Source organism: Mycobacterium scrofulaceum (assembly GCF_002086735.1).
GTDB classification, from domain to species: Bacteria; Actinomycetota; Actinomycetes; order Mycobacteriales; family Mycobacteriaceae; genus Mycobacterium; species Mycobacterium scrofulaceum.
Genome location: NZ_MVIJ01000003.1, coordinates 38,621 through 53,635, shown reverse-complemented (window position 1 = coordinate 53,635; position 15,015 = coordinate 38,621). Strand labels below are relative to the sequence as shown.

13 protein-coding genes are annotated in these 15,015 nt (G+C 63.1%); 2 read left to right on the top strand and 11 right to left on the bottom strand.

Annotation, left to right across the window (positions count from 1 at the left end):
- The first annotated feature begins 50 nt into the window (after positions 1 to 50).
- On the top strand, positions 51 to 833 hold the full coding sequence (locus BST44_RS03445; RefSeq protein WP_011724865.1) for a FadR/GntR family transcriptional regulator: 783 nt from the start codon (positions 51 to 53) through the stop codon (positions 831 to 833).
- A gap of 37 nt (positions 834 to 870) precedes the next feature.
- Positions 871 to 2,100, top strand: a complete 1,230-nt coding sequence (locus tag BST44_RS03440) for a CaiB/BaiF CoA transferase family protein (protein WP_083175145.1) — start codon at positions 871 to 873, stop codon at positions 2,098 to 2,100.
- A gap of 30 nt (positions 2,101 to 2,130) precedes the next feature.
- Here BST44_RS03440 and BST44_RS03435 read toward each other — a convergent pair whose 3' ends face one another.
- The 11 genes from BST44_RS03435 to BST44_RS03385 form a co-directional block, all read right to left on the bottom strand.
- Positions 2,131 to 2,985, bottom strand: coding sequence for an acyl-CoA thioesterase (locus BST44_RS03435; RefSeq protein WP_009953723.1), 855 nt, complete (start codon positions 2,983 to 2,985; stop codon positions 2,131 to 2,133).
- 267 nt (positions 2,986 to 3,252) lie between these two features.
- A complete protein-coding gene (locus tag BST44_RS03430; protein ID WP_083175143.1) occupies positions 3,253 to 3,954 on the bottom strand; it encodes a hypothetical protein in 702 nt (233 codons plus the stop codon).
- A 62-nt stretch (positions 3,955 to 4,016) separates the two neighbouring features.
- A complete protein-coding gene (locus tag BST44_RS03425) occupies positions 4,017 to 4,748 on the bottom strand; it encodes an Rv1363c family protein (RefSeq protein ID WP_083175142.1) in 732 nt (243 codons plus the stop codon).
- On the bottom strand, positions 4,712 to 6,187 hold the full coding sequence (locus BST44_RS03420; RefSeq protein ID WP_009953720.1) for an MCE family protein: 1,476 nt from the start codon (positions 6,185 to 6,187) through the stop codon (positions 4,712 to 4,714). Before BST44_RS03420 ends, BST44_RS03425 begins: the two co-directional genes overlap by 37 nt.
- 1 nt (position 6,188) lies before the next feature.
- Positions 6,189 to 7,319 carry an MCE family protein gene (locus BST44_RS03415; protein WP_083175140.1) on the bottom strand — a complete coding sequence of 377 codons (1,131 nt, stop codon included), beginning with the start codon at positions 7,317 to 7,319 and terminating at the stop codon, positions 6,189 to 6,191.
- 26 nt (positions 7,320 to 7,345) lie between these two features.
- Positions 7,346 to 8,692: a virulence factor Mce family protein gene (locus BST44_RS03410; protein WP_110881864.1), complete on the bottom strand. Its 1,347-nt coding sequence runs from the start codon at positions 8,690 to 8,692 to the stop codon at positions 7,346 to 7,348.
- Complete coding sequence (locus BST44_RS03405) at positions 8,689 to 10,014, bottom strand: MCE family protein (RefSeq protein WP_011724857.1); 1,326 nt, start codon at positions 10,012 to 10,014, stop codon at positions 8,689 to 8,691. Before BST44_RS03405 ends, BST44_RS03410 begins: the two co-directional genes overlap by 4 nt.
- On the bottom strand, positions 10,011 to 11,039 hold the full coding sequence (locus BST44_RS03400) for an MCE family protein (protein ID WP_009953715.1): 1,029 nt from the start codon (positions 11,037 to 11,039) through the stop codon (positions 10,011 to 10,013). The genes BST44_RS03405 and BST44_RS03400 overlap by 4 nt, the downstream gene beginning before the upstream one ends.
- A 38-nt stretch (positions 11,040 to 11,077) precedes the next feature.
- On the bottom strand, positions 11,078 to 12,547 hold the full coding sequence (locus BST44_RS03395; RefSeq protein WP_083175138.1) for an MCE family protein: 1,470 nt from the start codon (positions 12,545 to 12,547) through the stop codon (positions 11,078 to 11,080).
- Positions 12,548 to 12,553: 6 nt separating this feature from the next.
- The gene (locus BST44_RS03390; protein WP_009953712.1) at positions 12,554 to 13,402 is read right to left on the bottom strand and encodes an ABC transporter permease; all 849 of its coding nucleotides are present in this window, start codon (positions 13,400 to 13,402) and stop codon (positions 12,554 to 12,556) included.
- A gap of 32 nt (positions 13,403 to 13,434) precedes the next feature.
- Complete coding sequence (locus BST44_RS03385; RefSeq protein WP_009953710.1) at positions 13,435 to 14,223, bottom strand: MlaE family ABC transporter permease; 789 nt, start codon at positions 14,221 to 14,223, stop codon at positions 13,435 to 13,437.
- Between the last annotated feature and the right edge of the window lie 792 nt (positions 14,224 to 15,015).

Sequence of the window (15,015 nt, the reverse complement as noted above, 5' to 3'; positions counted from 1 at the left end):
GTGCCTTACATGGTGTACTGAGTACTACATGTCGAGTTCAGGAGGTCGCGATGCCCAAGCGGGAACCGCTCGCGCCGATGGCCACGTCACAGAATAACGGTGCGGTGCGGTCGCCGAAGACGGCCGAGATCGTGGCGGACACGTTGCGGCGGATGATCGTCGAGGGCCAGCTCAAAGACGGCGACTTCCTTCCCTACGAAGCCGAACTCATGGATCACTTTCAGGTCAGCCGGCCGTCACTGCGAGAAGCGGTGCGAGTCTTGGAGTCCGACCGCCTCGTGGAGGTGCGGCGCGGCTCACGCACCGGCGCCCGGGTTCGCGTCCCGGGCCCCGAGATCGTCGCGCGGCCGGCGGGCTTCCTGCTCGAGATGGCGGGAACGACGCTCGCGGACGTGATGACGGCACGGATGGGCATTGAACCGTATGCGGCCCGGCTGCTCGCAGAGGATGGCACCGCTGCGGCCCACCGCGAGTTACGCGAACTCATCGAGGAGATCCCCGCTGCATGGGAGACCGGCAAGCTGGGCGCGGCGTCCACCGCATTGCACCGCCGGCTAGTCGAACTGTCGGGCAACGCGACACTGACCGTGATCGTCGGCATGCTGCACGAAATCTTCGAAAGGCACATGACCGCAGCATTTCTCAGCGTTCAGAACGTCGTGCCCAAGGCTCAGTACAACAAGCTGATGCGGTCCTACACCCGACTCGCCGACTTGGTGGCCGCCCGGGACGGCGCCGAGGCCGAGGCGCATTGGCGGCGACACATGGAGAACGCCAGCGCTGAGCTACTCAAGGGCCACGAGAAGACGAAGGTCCGAGACATCATGCACTGAGTGGGCACCGTGCCCACCCTCACTTGAAGGACATCTGATGCGTAAACCGCTCACCGGAGTTCGCGTGCTGGAGGTCGCCCAGTTCACCTTCGTTCCCTCGGCAGGCGCTGTGCTCGCCGACTGGGGCGCCGACGTGGTGAAGATCGAGCATCCTGTCACCGGCGATGCCCAGCGCGGCTTGGTCAAAGTGTTGGGCGCCGCGGCAACTGTACCCGGATCGTCGTTCGCGCCGATCATGGAAGCACCCAACCGCGGAAAGCGCAGTGTCGGCCTGGCCCTGGACAATTCCGAGGCGCGTCCCCTGCTCGACGAACTGATCCGGCGAAGCGACGTGTTCCTGACGAACTACCTGCCGTCGACGCGGAAGAAGCTGTCCATCGACGTCGACGACGTCCGCCGAATCAACCCCGCCATAATCTATGTCGTCGGCAGCGGCTTCGGACTGAAAGGGCCCGACCGGGATGCGGGGGCCTATGACGCGACGGCGTTCTGGGCCCGTGGTGGCAGCGCGGACGGCCTCACGTCGCCCGATGCCGCACACAGTGCGTTCATGCCCGCCGGGGCTTACGGGGACAACATCGGCGGCATCACCATCGCCGGCGCCGTGGCGGCGGCACTCTACGGCAGACAGGCCACCGGGGAACCGTCCGTGCTCGACGTCTCGCTCTTGGCGGTCGGCGCTTGGACAACCCAGTTCAACGTGAACATGGCGATGCTGATGGGCGGCCCGCTGCCGAAGGTAGAACGCCGAACCCAGGCCCCGGGCAACCCGCTCACCGGCGCTTATCGGACTTCGGACGGAAGGTTCGTCCAGTTGTCAATGTTGCAGCCGACGCGGTACTGGCCGGAGTTCTGCCGGCTGATGGGTCTGCACGAGGTCGCTGAAGATCCGCGGTTCACAACGCTCGACGCGATGGCCGAGCACAGCGAAACTGCTCAACAAATCGTTGCGGACGCGATCGGCAAGTTGAGTTTCGCTGAATGCCAAGCGTTATTACGCAAGGGCAGAGGGCAGTGGGCCCCGGTGCAGGATGCCTGGGAAATAGCCAATGACGAAGCACTGACTGCCAACGGTCGCATCGCCGAAATCGTCGATGCCGAAGGTCATCCGCAGAAGTTGGTCGCCAGCCCGGCGCAGTTCGACGACGATCCAGCCAGCCTAACCAGAGCACCGCAATTCGCGGAGCACACCGACGCAGTACTGCGCGAACTGGGCATCGATGACGACCGCCTTATTGAACTAAAGATCGCCGGCGTGATCACGTAATCGCGGCGCTGCCAACGTCATTGATCCGCTTCACTGTCGCTGCTCAGCGAAGTAACCCTCCTGGGTTGCGATGCACACCAATTCGCCCGACCGGTTGTACAGGGTCCCGGTGGCCAAACCGCGGCGGCCCACAATGCTCGGCGAGAACTGGTCGAAGAGCAGCCAGTCAGTAAAATCGGCAGCGCGGTGAAACCAGATGGTGTGGTCGACTAGCGCCGAGAGCCGAGGCCCCACCGGTGTGGTGCGCATCGTCGTCATCACGCACTCGAGCAGTGTGAGCGCGCTGAGATAGGCCACCACACAACTGTTGACCAACGGATCGTCGGTGACCTCGCCGTTCGCACGAAGCCAGATCCGAAGCCGCGGCGGCGGCGGGTCGGAGAGATCAAGGGCGACCCGAGGCGGCGCGTCGAGGTACCGCATGGTGAATGGACGTTGCTGCGGCCACCAGTCACCGAATTCCTCGGCGTAGGGCGTCAAGAGATCCTCGAGTCCGTGGACCGCGGACGGCCCCGCCACGTCAGGCATTCTTTGTTGCCAGTCGACGTCGTCGGCGATGATTGTGAATGAGGCGAGCGCCTCGAAGAGGACGACTCCCGACTGGCTCGCGGTCACCCGACGCGAGGAGATGGTGCCGCCGTCACGTAGCGGGGTCACGTCATACTGGATCGGCTGCCTTGCGTCACCACGCCGCAGAAAGTACATGTGCATGCTGTGCGCCAGTCGCCCGGGTGTCGTCCGCCCGGCCGCCATCAACGCCTGAGCGGCGACCTGGCTTCCGATGATGTGGTGGTTGGGGGTGTCGGGTTGAGTGCCCACGAACGCTGCGTCATCGATCTGCTGCAGGTCCAACAGACTCAGCACGTCTTCGAGCGTCGAGATCATGTAGCCAAGCTAAGCACGCCGCCGGCGGCCGCACCCGGCGGCACCGCAGTTCTCGACGAACCCTTCCGACCGCGGAAAGCTAGCGACCCCAAAGGCAAAGCTATTCATGCAAATTCGTAGGGTGTGCACACATCGGAGGCTGGACCGACGCACCGCACCGTCCGCTCCCAGATTAAAACCACTGTTGTGCTGCGTCATCCGGGAGCCATGTCACGGTTTATCACCCAGCCAGACCCTCAGGAGATATCTGCCTGTGCCATCTTGGCCTCAAACTGGGTCGAATGCCGAGATAAGCCAACGGTTGCCGACCTTGTCCATGGTCACCCGGACGGTGGATGCGGTATCGGTGGGCGCATCGTTGCCAACGGACACAGTCTGGTCGACATACACCAGCGCGACCGCGTGGTTTGGGTTCGCCGACACCGAGGCGGCGGCGGGAACGGTAGCGACCGCCGAGATGTGGTCTTTCTTCGCGCCTGGTATCACCACATCCTGGACTAACTGTGTGTAGGAGTCCTTGAACTTGCCGGTCAGCCGATCGCGGGCGGCGCCTAGGTCCTTTTCGACGGTGTCGGGTCGGTAGGACAGTATCGCAACGCTGGAATCCTTGGCGGCGGCGACTGACTCGATTTCGGCCGCCCTGGACAGAAGGTTCGAAGCGGCTTGCCACTTGAGAAAGCCCGTGGCCACAGCGATCAGCAAAGCTGATATAGGCAGCACCCCGAAGACCAGCAGCCGCGACCATCCGATCCGGCGCTTACGCGGCCGGGGTTCAACGTCTCTGGAATCTTCCGTTTCGGGATCGTCGGCGGATTCGTCCTCCGATTCGGCAACGTCTTCGGTACTGACCGTGTCCGTGCCGTCCCCGGTCTCGTCGGTTTCGTCGGTCTCAGTATCGATTCGCTGAGTGGCCTGCTCATCGACCTGTGTTTCGTCCCGCTCTACGGCGGAATCGGATATAACCCGCACTGCGATGGTTCCTTATCTGGTTCGTGGTCTTGATCGTCGGCGCTGGCCAGGGCGCGGCCCCGTCACGGTACGAATGCGACGTTGGAGACTTTCATGTCGTTTCCGACCTTCTGTACGATGACGCGCATCCGCCAATGCCGCGGGTCCTGTTCGGCTGCACCGAGATTCGAGGTCTTTACCGACACAGCGACTAGCACTTGGGCTTCGTTCCCCGATTGCGACTCCAGGCCCGCCTCGGTAATTGTCCCGACCGATTTCGACTGCGCTTTCTTGACGACGTCGATGAAGGGTTTGGATCGATGAGAAAAGTCGTCGTAGAAAGTGCCCGTCGCTGAGTCCAGGATGCGTTGGACGTCGGCATCGGCGTGCTGCCAGTCGATTGTCGTCAGGTTCAGCGCGCCTTGCCTGCCGATGCGAACCATCAGTTCGCGCTGTTGTTGGGCCTGGTGTGACTGGTACGTCTGATACCCGAACCAGCCCCCGAGCGCCGCCAGGCCGACAACTGTGACCAACCCGAACACTGTCGCCAACAGCGCAGGCGAGCGTAGTTTCTTGGCCGGCACAGGGTCTTCGGCATCCGGTTCGGCAGCGTCATCAACCGAGGCGTCGTAATCCACGACTTCGTCGTCCGGCGCCTCCACTGTCGGGTTGTCCGAAGCGGGCGCCTCAGCGGTCGTCTCATCAGCTGTGACCGCTTCCGATGAACCCTCATCCGGGGGACCGGCCGATGCGGACGTTCCCGCCAGGTCCGTCTCGCTCAGTTTCTCTTGGGTGGCATCAGCATGCTCTGCCATGTTTGCCCTTTCTTGGTGCCGACAGCTAGGTCGGTCTGGGTGTACATCCGGCCGTCTGGCCCCATATACATGCCCGTGGCGGGATCGTATTGGACGGCCGCTATCGGCGGTGGCGCCGGGCCCGGCGGCGACGGTGGGGGGACCTGTCCGGGCGGCTCCTCGCCCGGTCTGTACTGGGGCACGTCCTGCCCGGAATACGTCGCGTTCGGATCACCCTTCCAGTTGAAGCCGTCGTTAAGCGGAACGTAGGTTTGGTCGCTTTCGCACATCTTGACGGTCGGCGCGCGTTTGCCGGGGCGCGTTTCGCAGGGCATGTTGTGGGCACCGCGCACGTTGAGCACCGAGTCTTGCGGTACCCGGCAATAGATGTCGCCGTTAGGGGAGTCCGGATAGTCCTCGTAGCTGGCAGCGCGCTGCTGTTGGATGGGCAGGAATCCGGTGGTGCATGGGGGCGGCCAGTTGAGGTTCAGATTGAAGCTCAGGAACGCGCCGTTGTAATCCTGCTTGGTGTTGCGGTTGGCCACCCCGGTCGCTTGGATTTCGGCCACCCCCTGGGGCAGCTCGACCAATAAGGATTCGAGGTTGTCGCGGTAGGTGACGCCTACCTGCCCGACACTGACCAGATTGGCCAGCACGATCGGCAGCGTGGGGCTCAGCCGGTCGAACAATTGCCGGGCCTCGGCGGCCGCCGGGCCGCCTTCTCGTAGCAGACCTGCGACCGAGGAGTCGTTATCGCGCAGCTCGGAGGTGATCGTCGCCAGGTGGGCGGCCCACGCTTGGACCGAGTCTGCTGACTGGGTCTGGCTGTCCAGCAGCGGCTTTGACCCATCGATCAGGTTGACTAGCGCGTCGAGGTTCTGACGGCTGTCGGTCGCCAACTTCGCCGTTCCGCTGACCAGCCGGGAAAGCTCCGGGCCGAGCCCGCCCACGGCCGTATAGGACTCGTCGACAACCGTTTTGAGGTTGTCACGCGGGATTACGGTAAGGCCGCGGTTGGTGGCCGCCAGCAGTGAATTGATGTCTGGTGGAACATAACTACGGTCGACCGGGATCACGTCACCGTTTTTCAGTGACGGCCCCTGCCCACCACGTGGCAGCAGCTCGACATATTGCTCGCCGACCGCCGAGACACTGTGGACCTGCGCATTCAGGTTGGCAGGAATGTGGACATCAGAATTGAGCTGAAGCACGGCCTCGGCGCCGGTCGCGGTCAGCTTTACCGCTTGCACGCGACCCACCTCGACGCCTCGGTAGGTGACGTTGCCGCCTGGGTAAAGGCCGCCGGCTTGAGGTAGCTCCACCGTGACCGTGTAGCGGTCGACCCCGAAGAATACCGTCGGTATCTGCATGTAGTCGAAGAACATGAGCGAGGCTGCGCTCAGGCTGATCACCGTGAAAATGGCCAGCTGGATCTTGGTGCGCCGGGTCAGATGCAGCATCTCAGCGCCCCTGGTCGAAATGGTAGGGAACAACCAAGGGGTTGCCAGGGTTGTACGGCCCGCCCCCGGTGCAGGGGCTGGGCAATTGCCCGATGGTGCGGCCCCACTGCAACTCAAGCTCAGTCAGATTGCACTCGAAGCGGGTGCCGGTTAAGAACGACGAGTCGAGCCGACTCAGCGTCAAGTCGATTACCGCCGTCAAGTTCGCGTAGTCGCCACGTATCCATTTGCTGAGCGTCTCCGCGGGGAAGGGGAATGTCCCGAGGAAGCCTAACGATCGGGTCAACGCCGGCCCTGCGTCGGCCAGCGATTGCAGCACGGGGCCAAGGTCTTTCAATTCCTTGATCAGGTTTTCCTTGGTCTTGTTAACCGAGTCAGCGGCGAGCGCGCTCAACTGGCCGACTTCACCGAGGGCGTTGGCGAGGTTTTCTCGCTCGTCTTTGAGCACGGTCAATGCTTGCGGAATGGTCTTCAGTGCCTTGTCGATAATCGGTTTCTGATCGGCAAATTGACCGACAAGATTGTTGAGGTGGTCCGTTGCGGCGATGATGTCGCTTTTTTGGTCGTTGAGGTAGCCGACGAATGTATCGAGCTGATTCAGCAGGTTTCGCAGATCTTGTTCGCGCCCACTGAAAGCAGTACTCAACGTCTTGGTGATGTCTTGAACCTGACCCAGGCCGCCGCCGTTGAGCAGCAGCGACACGGCGGCCAGTGTCCGCTCGGTGGACGGATAGGCGCCAGCCGACGACAGCGGAATCAACGACCCGTTCTTCAGCTTGCCCTGCGGCGCTACTCCCGCAGGAGGCGCCAGTTCGACATGCACCGAACCGAGCAAGCTGGTTTGACCGAGGGTAGCGGTTGCATTGGCGGGTAGGTCGACATCGCCGTCGATCGTCATGGTAACCAGCGCATTCCAACCCTGGAGTTCTATGTCGATGACATTGCCGACCGTCACATCGTTTACCCGGACCCGCGAATTCCGTTGCAGATTCTGCACATCGGGCATCTGCGCCCGAATGGTATACGCGCCCGGGCCGCCGCCTTTGGTGCCCGGCAAATTGAACGAGTTCAGGCCCCGAAACCCGCAGCCGGACAGTGTTGCGAGCGCCACCGCCGCCAGTAGCGCCGCCATCACGCGACGCCGAAGTGGTGATTGGCTCATTGTCCACCTCCGGGCGGCATCATCATTCCGCGTAATCCCTCAGCCGGGTTCGTTGGCGCCGCTTGCGCAGGCGGCGGCGCATCCGCCGCCGGCGGCGGGGCTTCAGCCGGGGTCGCCCCGGCGGCCGGCGGTGCCGGGGCGTCTCCCGTTGGCGGGGAGTCAGGGTGCGGCGGAACATAATCCGGGCGCAGCCAGTCCTCGCTATAGGTGAGTTCATTGGGGCGCGCCGCGGCCCCGACGAAGAGATTTTCGCCCAGCGGCGGAAAATTCACTTGGCGGTTTTTAATGATCGGCGCCAGGTACTGCACACACAGCTTCGCTGATTCCTTGGCGCCTAGACGTGATGCGGCTTCTACTGCCCCACAAAGGAATTGGATCGTGTTAGCAAAGTTGTTGAAGGCCAGCGCACCGGTCAACGTCCCTTGTGCGGGTTGATAGATGTTGAGGAAGTTCTGAAAGGCCGTTGGCGCGGTATGCAGAAGTTGCTTGACGTCGCCGAGGCTGTCGGTCACGGCTTGAGTCACTGACGCCAGTTTGTCCGACGTGGTACCCAGCGCGTCGCGGTTCTCGGCCACGAAGCCTCGGACGTCGCCAACCACGTCGTTGAGGTTGCGGACGGCATTGGCGACCTCGTTGGGGTCATTGGCGAGCAGACCGGTGACCTCCGCAAGGTTCTGATTCAGTTGTTGGAGCAGGTCGCTGCTGTCGTGCAGCGCGGAGACCAGAATGGACAGGTTTTTCACGGTGCTGAACAGGTCATTGCTATGGTCGCCGAGCGCTGAAATCGCCTGCGAAAGTTCGATGACCGTCTTACGGATGTCTGGGCCTTGGCCTCGCAAGTTGTCGGCGGCGGTGTTGATGAACGCCCCCAAGGTGCTGGTTCCACCCGGTGCGGTCGGCTGCAGCACCTGCGTCAGCTTCTCCAGCTGCTGGCGGAAGTCGTCATACTCCACCGGCACCGCGGTACGTTGCTGCGGGATCACCGCATGGTCGGCCAGTGCAGGGCCGCCCGTATAGGCGGGGGTCAACTGGATGGACCGGGGCGTCACCAGCGACGGCGAGAGGATGGCAGCTTTGACGTCAGCGGGAACCTTATATTTGTCGTTGAGCCAGAAGGTGATTCGCACACGGTCCGGTTCCGGTTCGATTTTCTCGATCTTGCCGACCGGCACACCGAGAATAACGACGCTGTCACCGTTGTAGAGGCCAGTGCTGTTGGCGAAGTATCCGACGACGGTGGTGCGACCGACCCCTGCAGCCGACCGCACGACGGTGACGATTCCGCCGAGCAGTACCGCTGTGAGAGCGATGGCCACACCGATCCTCGCGCTGCGGGGACTCATCGTCCCTCACCCCCTTCGCCCGGCTGTGCGGGCCCCGGCAACGGTGCTGACTGCCCCGCGCCTTGACCCGGCTGCGCGGGTGGCCCTGGCGGCGGCCCACCGGGGGGCGGCGCGGGAAGGGGCTCCCGGTAGGGGTAGCAGCCGGGCCCCGACGAGGCTGCGCCGGGAGAACCGCACGGATGGTCGCCCGGATTGCCGGTGATGGCGTCGGGCAGCGTCATTCGCGGTTCCCCGCCCTGACCGGTCCGCGGGAACGGCATCGGCAGCGGCGGTGTCGCTGGCTGGCCAACCTGCGGGTCGGCGCGTTGACTGGGCAGCAACACATTCGGGTCCAGGCCGAGGTCGGAGAACGCCGCATCGATGAACGGCTGCACAAACTGTCCGGGGAAAAGGTTTACGACATAGGCCTTGAAGAAGGGCCCGGACGACACTGATTCCCCCAGGCCCAAGGCGTACTTGTTGAGCCCGACGAGCGCCTTCTGGACGTTCTCCTTGCGGTTGTCGACGATCGCCAGCACACTGTTGAGCTTGTCGAGGGCCGGCTTCAGCGTGTCGCGGTTCTCGGCGATGAAGCCTTTGAGTTGGCGGGCCAGCGCAGCAAGATTGTTGGAAATCTGCTCCAGCGCGCTGCTTTGGCTTCTCAGTTGCCTCAAAAGGGCGTTGGTGTCGCGGACGAGCTTGGCCACTTCGTCGCTGCGCTCGGCCAGCACTGTGGTCGCCTTATTGGCGTTACTCAGCAGGGTCCGCAACTGGCCGTCGCGTTCATCCAGGGTTTGCGAGAAGCGCGCCACCCCCTGCACCGCGGCCTTCAGGTCGGGCGGGGTGTCGGTGAACGTGTTGGCTAGCACTGCAAGCGATTTCGACAGCTGGTCGGTGTTAAGACCGCTGATCGTCGCGGTGAGGTCGCCTAGCGCGTCAGGCAGCTGGTAGGCAGATGTGGTCCGCTGCAGCGGGATCGGTCCGGTCAGCTGCCCCTCGCCACGAGGGCTGACCTCGAGGACCTTGCTGCCCAGCACGGTCCGCAATTTGATCGCTGCCTCGGTGCGCTCACCGAGGCGGAGATTGCTGGCGACGGTGAACGTGACCAGCACGCGCGGTCCGTCCAGCTCGACGCTGTCGACCTGCCCGACCCGGTAACCCGATATCTGCACGTGGTTACCGGGCTCCAGGCCGCCCGCTTCGGCGAAATATGCCGAATACGTTCTGTCACTATGGAAAAACGGCAGCTTGTCGTAGTTCAGGGACACCAACATGAGTGTAAAAACCGCGCCCAGGCCGATGGCGCCGATGATGAACGGATTGCGTTCGGAGAACGTTTTCATCGCGGCGTGCACCTGCCGCTGGCCTGGCCGGCCACCTTGACGTACACCGGCTGGCCGCCCTTGCCGTTGAGCTTGAGCACGATGTCACACAGGTAGAAGCTGAAGAAGTCTCCGTATAAGCCTTGCCGGTTCAGTATCTTGAAGGCGTCGGGCCAGTGGTCGAGGTACTTTTCGAGCCACTCGCGGTCGGCCAGCATGGTCCCCGCGGTGCGATCTGCCTCGTGCACCACCTTTTTCACCGGCGGGCGGGCTTGGGCCAGTAGATCGGTGATCGACCCGGCGGCGGCGTTCGCGTACGCCACGCCGTTGCTGATGTCCTGCTTGCGGGCTTCAAGGCCTGCTACCAGTTCGGAGAGGGAGTCGACGGCACGGGCGAACTGGCCGCTTTGGCCGCCGAGCGAACCGAGCACGGTGTTCAAGTTGACGATGACCTGACCGATCAGGTGGTCGCGGTCGGCCAAGGTGTTGGTGAGTGCGGCGGCCTGGGTGAGAAATGAGCCAATCGTGCCGCCCTGACCTTGGAAGGCCGCGATCAGCTGCCCGGTCAGCTTGTTGACCTGGTCTGGGTCCAGCGCCCGGAACAGTGGCCGGAAACCGCCTATCAACGCGTCCAGATCGAGTGCCGGTTCGGTACGGGCTAGGGGGATGGTCGCGCCTGGACTGAGTCGCCTGATGTTGCCCGCTCCCTCTTCGAGTGCCACGTACCTACCGCCGGTGAGGTCGGCGAAACGAATGGCGGCCCTGGTGCCCTCGGTGAGCACGACCTTTTCTGCTGCGGTGAATTCGACGAGGACCGTGGAGTCGGGCTCGACGGTGATGTTCTTGACTTTGCCGACCTCGACACCGGCGATACGGACGAAGTTTCCGCCCTCCAACCCCGACACGTTCGCGAACTGCGCTTTGTAGGTCTTCTCGGACTGGAAGCGCAGCTGCCCGAACAGGGCGACCAGCGTGAACATGCCCAGGACAGAGACGACGACATAGATGGCGAGGCGCCACAGTGTCCCGGTGAGGTTCTCTTTCATGTCTGCCCTCCCCTAACTCTTCTCAACGCGGTGGGCAGTCATGGCCCCGGGACATTTGGTGGCGGTGGCAGCGGTTCGCACACCTGGTTGAGGACGCCGCAGGTCGGTTGGATCGCCCCCGGCACTGGCGGCGTGAACGGTTCCGACCCCGCAGGCGGCGGGCCGGGATCTCGCGGTCGTCCCGGCGGAGGCGCGGGCGGCAACCCCGGATACAGCGGCGTTCCATCCGGCGCGTACTGCTGCGCTCCGTACGGTGGCGCACCCGGGTACGGAATCGGACCAGGTGCCGTCCCTCCCGGATGGCGAAGGCTGGGCGGCTGCGGTGTTCCACGGGTGGCCGGCAGGTAGTCGACGTATCCGGGGAAACCGATGCCGGGGTTGGGTCGCATGTCCAGGCCGCGCCCCCACCCGGTGTTGGTGACGAGGTAGCGCAGCGGGAAGTTCTTGGACACGTCGGGTAACGCTCCGCAGCCGGGCTGTCCCCCGGGGCCGCCTTTGGCTCCGTTGATCGGGAGGTTGTCAGGGTATCGGTACGCCTCGTCACCAAGCAGCAAGGCGACGTCGAGTGTGACCGAGTACCCGTTGTGGCCGCCCGATACGTCGCCGAAAAACTCGGCGTCGTACTTGGAGCCGACCAGCGTGCAGGTCAGTTCGGGGTTGTACTTCATCAGCAGCCGCGTGGTCGACTCGAGCAAGTTGACGCCGTGCACGAGGTTGTCTTTGTTCGGGCCGATCAAACCGATGCCGCTGTGGGAGAGTCCAACGACGTTGAGCAGCAGTGAGTCCAGGGCCTGAGCATTGTTGCTGACGGTGGCGCTGGTGGTGCTGGCCGCATCGAGCACCGTAACGATGTCGTGTGCGGCGGAGCTGTAGGTGTCGCTGAATCCTTTGAGTGCGCGAAAGTCGGCCCGGATCGTCTCGCTGCGGGGATTGATCGCCTCGAGGACTTCGTTGAGGTCGGTGGTCGCCTCACCGAGGGCCTCCCCTTTGCCGCGCAACCCGTCGCCCAGCGCGGTGAGTACGGCGTTCAGCTTGGGGGTGTCGACCTGGTTGAGCACCGCGACAAGGTTCTGGAACACGGTGTTGACCTCGGTCGTCACGTTGCGTGATCGCACGACAGCGCCCGCCGCCAGGCGTCTGGGGCTCGGGCTTTCAGGTATCTGAAGATCGACGTATTTGCCCCCGAACGCCGTGGTGGCGGTGATCTGGGCGGTTACGTTGGCCGGGATGTATTGGAGCTGCTCGGGGTAGAGCTCCAGCCGCAGCGTCACGGGATCGCCCGAGTGAATCGAGGTAACCCGGCCGACCTGAACGCCGCGCAACTTCACCTTGGCGCCGGGTTCCATGATGAGACCGGAGCGGTCGGCGGTGAGGGTCACCCTCGCATAGGGCCTCAGGTCTCTGTTGAACGCCGCTACCGTGAGCACGACCAAGCCGGTGATCGTGCCAAGGAGGATGAGAGTCCACAGCGCCGGGGGAAGGCCGGCTTCACGTTGCATCTTCTTCATCGCGTGCTATCCAGACAGGTTGAAGTTGCCGGACACGCCGTAGGCGGCCATTGCCACCGCCAACTGCACCGTTACCGCCACGACCAGTGAGGCGCGCACCGAGCGGCCGACAGCTTCGCCGACGCCGGCTGGGCCGCCGGTCGCGTTGAAACCGTAGTAGGTGTGTACCAGCATCACGACCGTTGCCGTCGCTATCACTTGCAGCAGTGACCAGATCAAGTCGGTGGGCTGCAGGTAGGTGTTGAAATAGTGGTCATAGACCCCGGGTGCCTGCCCGAAGGCGACGACCACCAGCGTTCGCGTCGCCAGATATCCGGCCAGCGAGGACAGGCACCACAAAGGAACGGTAACCAGCACGCCGGCTACGATTCGCGTTGATGCCAGGTAGCTGATCGCGCGGATGCCCATCACTTCCAGAGCGTCGATCTCCTCGTTGATGCGCATAGCTCCCAGCTGTGCGGTGGCTCCGGCGCCGATAGTCGCGGCAAGCCCGATGGCCGAGGTCAGCGGCGCGGCGAAACGGGTGTTGAGGTAGGCCGAGGCGAAACCGCTCAAAGCCTCCACGCCCACATCGGACAGTGATCGGTAGAGCTGGATACCGATGAACGCTCCGGTCGACATGACCAGTGTGGTGACGACCACCACGGTCCCGCCGATGATGGCCAGCGCACCGATCCCCAGACTCATAGTGGCGATCAGGCGCAGCGTCTCAGCCTTATAGCGGGCGACCGCATCCCACACCAGACTCAGCGCCTTGACGTAGAACGCGGTTTGGCTTCCCAGCCGATTCCAGCCGGCGACCAAGCGGTGCAGGGTGATCGACAATCGTGCCAACCGCGGCGGTGCGGGAATCACGCTTGTCGGGCGGTGTCGGGCGGGGGCCGCGGTCACATCGTCACCTTCGTGCCGACCGCGACTAGCACGACGTTGATCACGAACAACGCCATGAACGTGTACACCACGGTTTCATTGACCGCGTTGCCGACACCTTGGGGTCCCCCACCAACCGTGACGCCCTTGTAGCAGGCGATGGTCCCAGCAACCAGGCCGAACAAAGCCGCCTTGAAGAAGGCGATGGCCACGTCGGCGATCTTGACCAGTAGCGTCAGGCTCGCCGCCCAGGCACCCGGAGTGACGTGCTGAAAGTAGACCGAGAAGAAGAAACTGCCGACCAACCCGACGATGGTGTTGATCGAGTTGAGCAACAACCCGTTGAGGCAGAGCGCCAAGACCCTGGGTACCAGCAGTCGCTGCACCGGGTTGATCCCCATCACCCGCATCGCGTCGAGCTCTTCGCGGATGGTCCGAGCACCCAGGTCAGCACAAATCGCAGTAGCGCCGGTACCCGCAACGACCAGCACCGTGGTTATCGGGCCGATGTATGCCACGCTCGCCAACGCAGCCCCAGCACCTGATGCGTCGGCGGCGCCGATCTCGACGAGCAGAACGTTGATGATGAAGACGCTGAGCGCGTTGAACGGAATCGACAACAAGATCGTCGGGGCGATCGACACCCGAGCCACGAACCACGCCTGATGGATGAATTCGCGCCAAGCAAACGGCGGGCGCACCAGCTGCGTGAAGATGTCGAGGGTCAATGCGAAGTAGCTGCCTACCTCGCGTAGCGGCTTGCCGGCAACGGCCAGCCGAGCGGTTCCCGGAGACTCGACCACCACGCCCTCCTCTGGCGGAGCGGTCAAGGCGGGAATAGGTGCTGTGTCCGCGACTACCACTAGCGCACTCGTTTGTAACCAGTCGGAGCCGACATTAGACGATGAATCCTCCCCGCAGCGGTACGACGTGCTGCTCCCTTTCGAAACGGTGTGGCCCAGAGCACAGCGGGACGGTACACCATTACATTAAGGCAAGGCAACATCGACGAACGCCATTTTGGACAAACCGGCTAAGTGACGTGAGCGCAACTGCGTTGGTTTGCTGTGGGTTCCGACAATTTTGGCTGAAATGTCGCAATACTCGCAAACGGGAAGGCCGTGTCAGGTTGGCTCGCTACACCCGTGTCGAACAGCACAGCACCCATCAGACCTCGTAGATATTGCAAGGGCCAGGTGCTCGGCCGCATCGGCCAGGGCTGGACGCTCCCGCGCCCAGCATCACCCGCATCGCGACCAGTCCAGGGCCATAAAGTTTGCTACGAACTACACTATTTGACCATAATTTAGGAATAATATCCAGGAACTGCGCGCTATACGTTCGCAGATCTATCTACAGTAATCACCTTAACTGAGTTCATTCCAGACGGTAAACAGTAGTGTTTATTGCAGAGCAGGATGCTTAAACCTCGTTTCTTATTGCGCACCGGAACCAATAAAGGGATTGCGACGTAAACCGGCTCACTGAAGTATGGATACATCCCTTGCATATCCACCATCACAGCCCGCCGCTGAGCGGGATCGCGTGCACACCGGCGCGTCTCCATATCCCAGGCCCGCACAGAGCGCGTCGAGCCA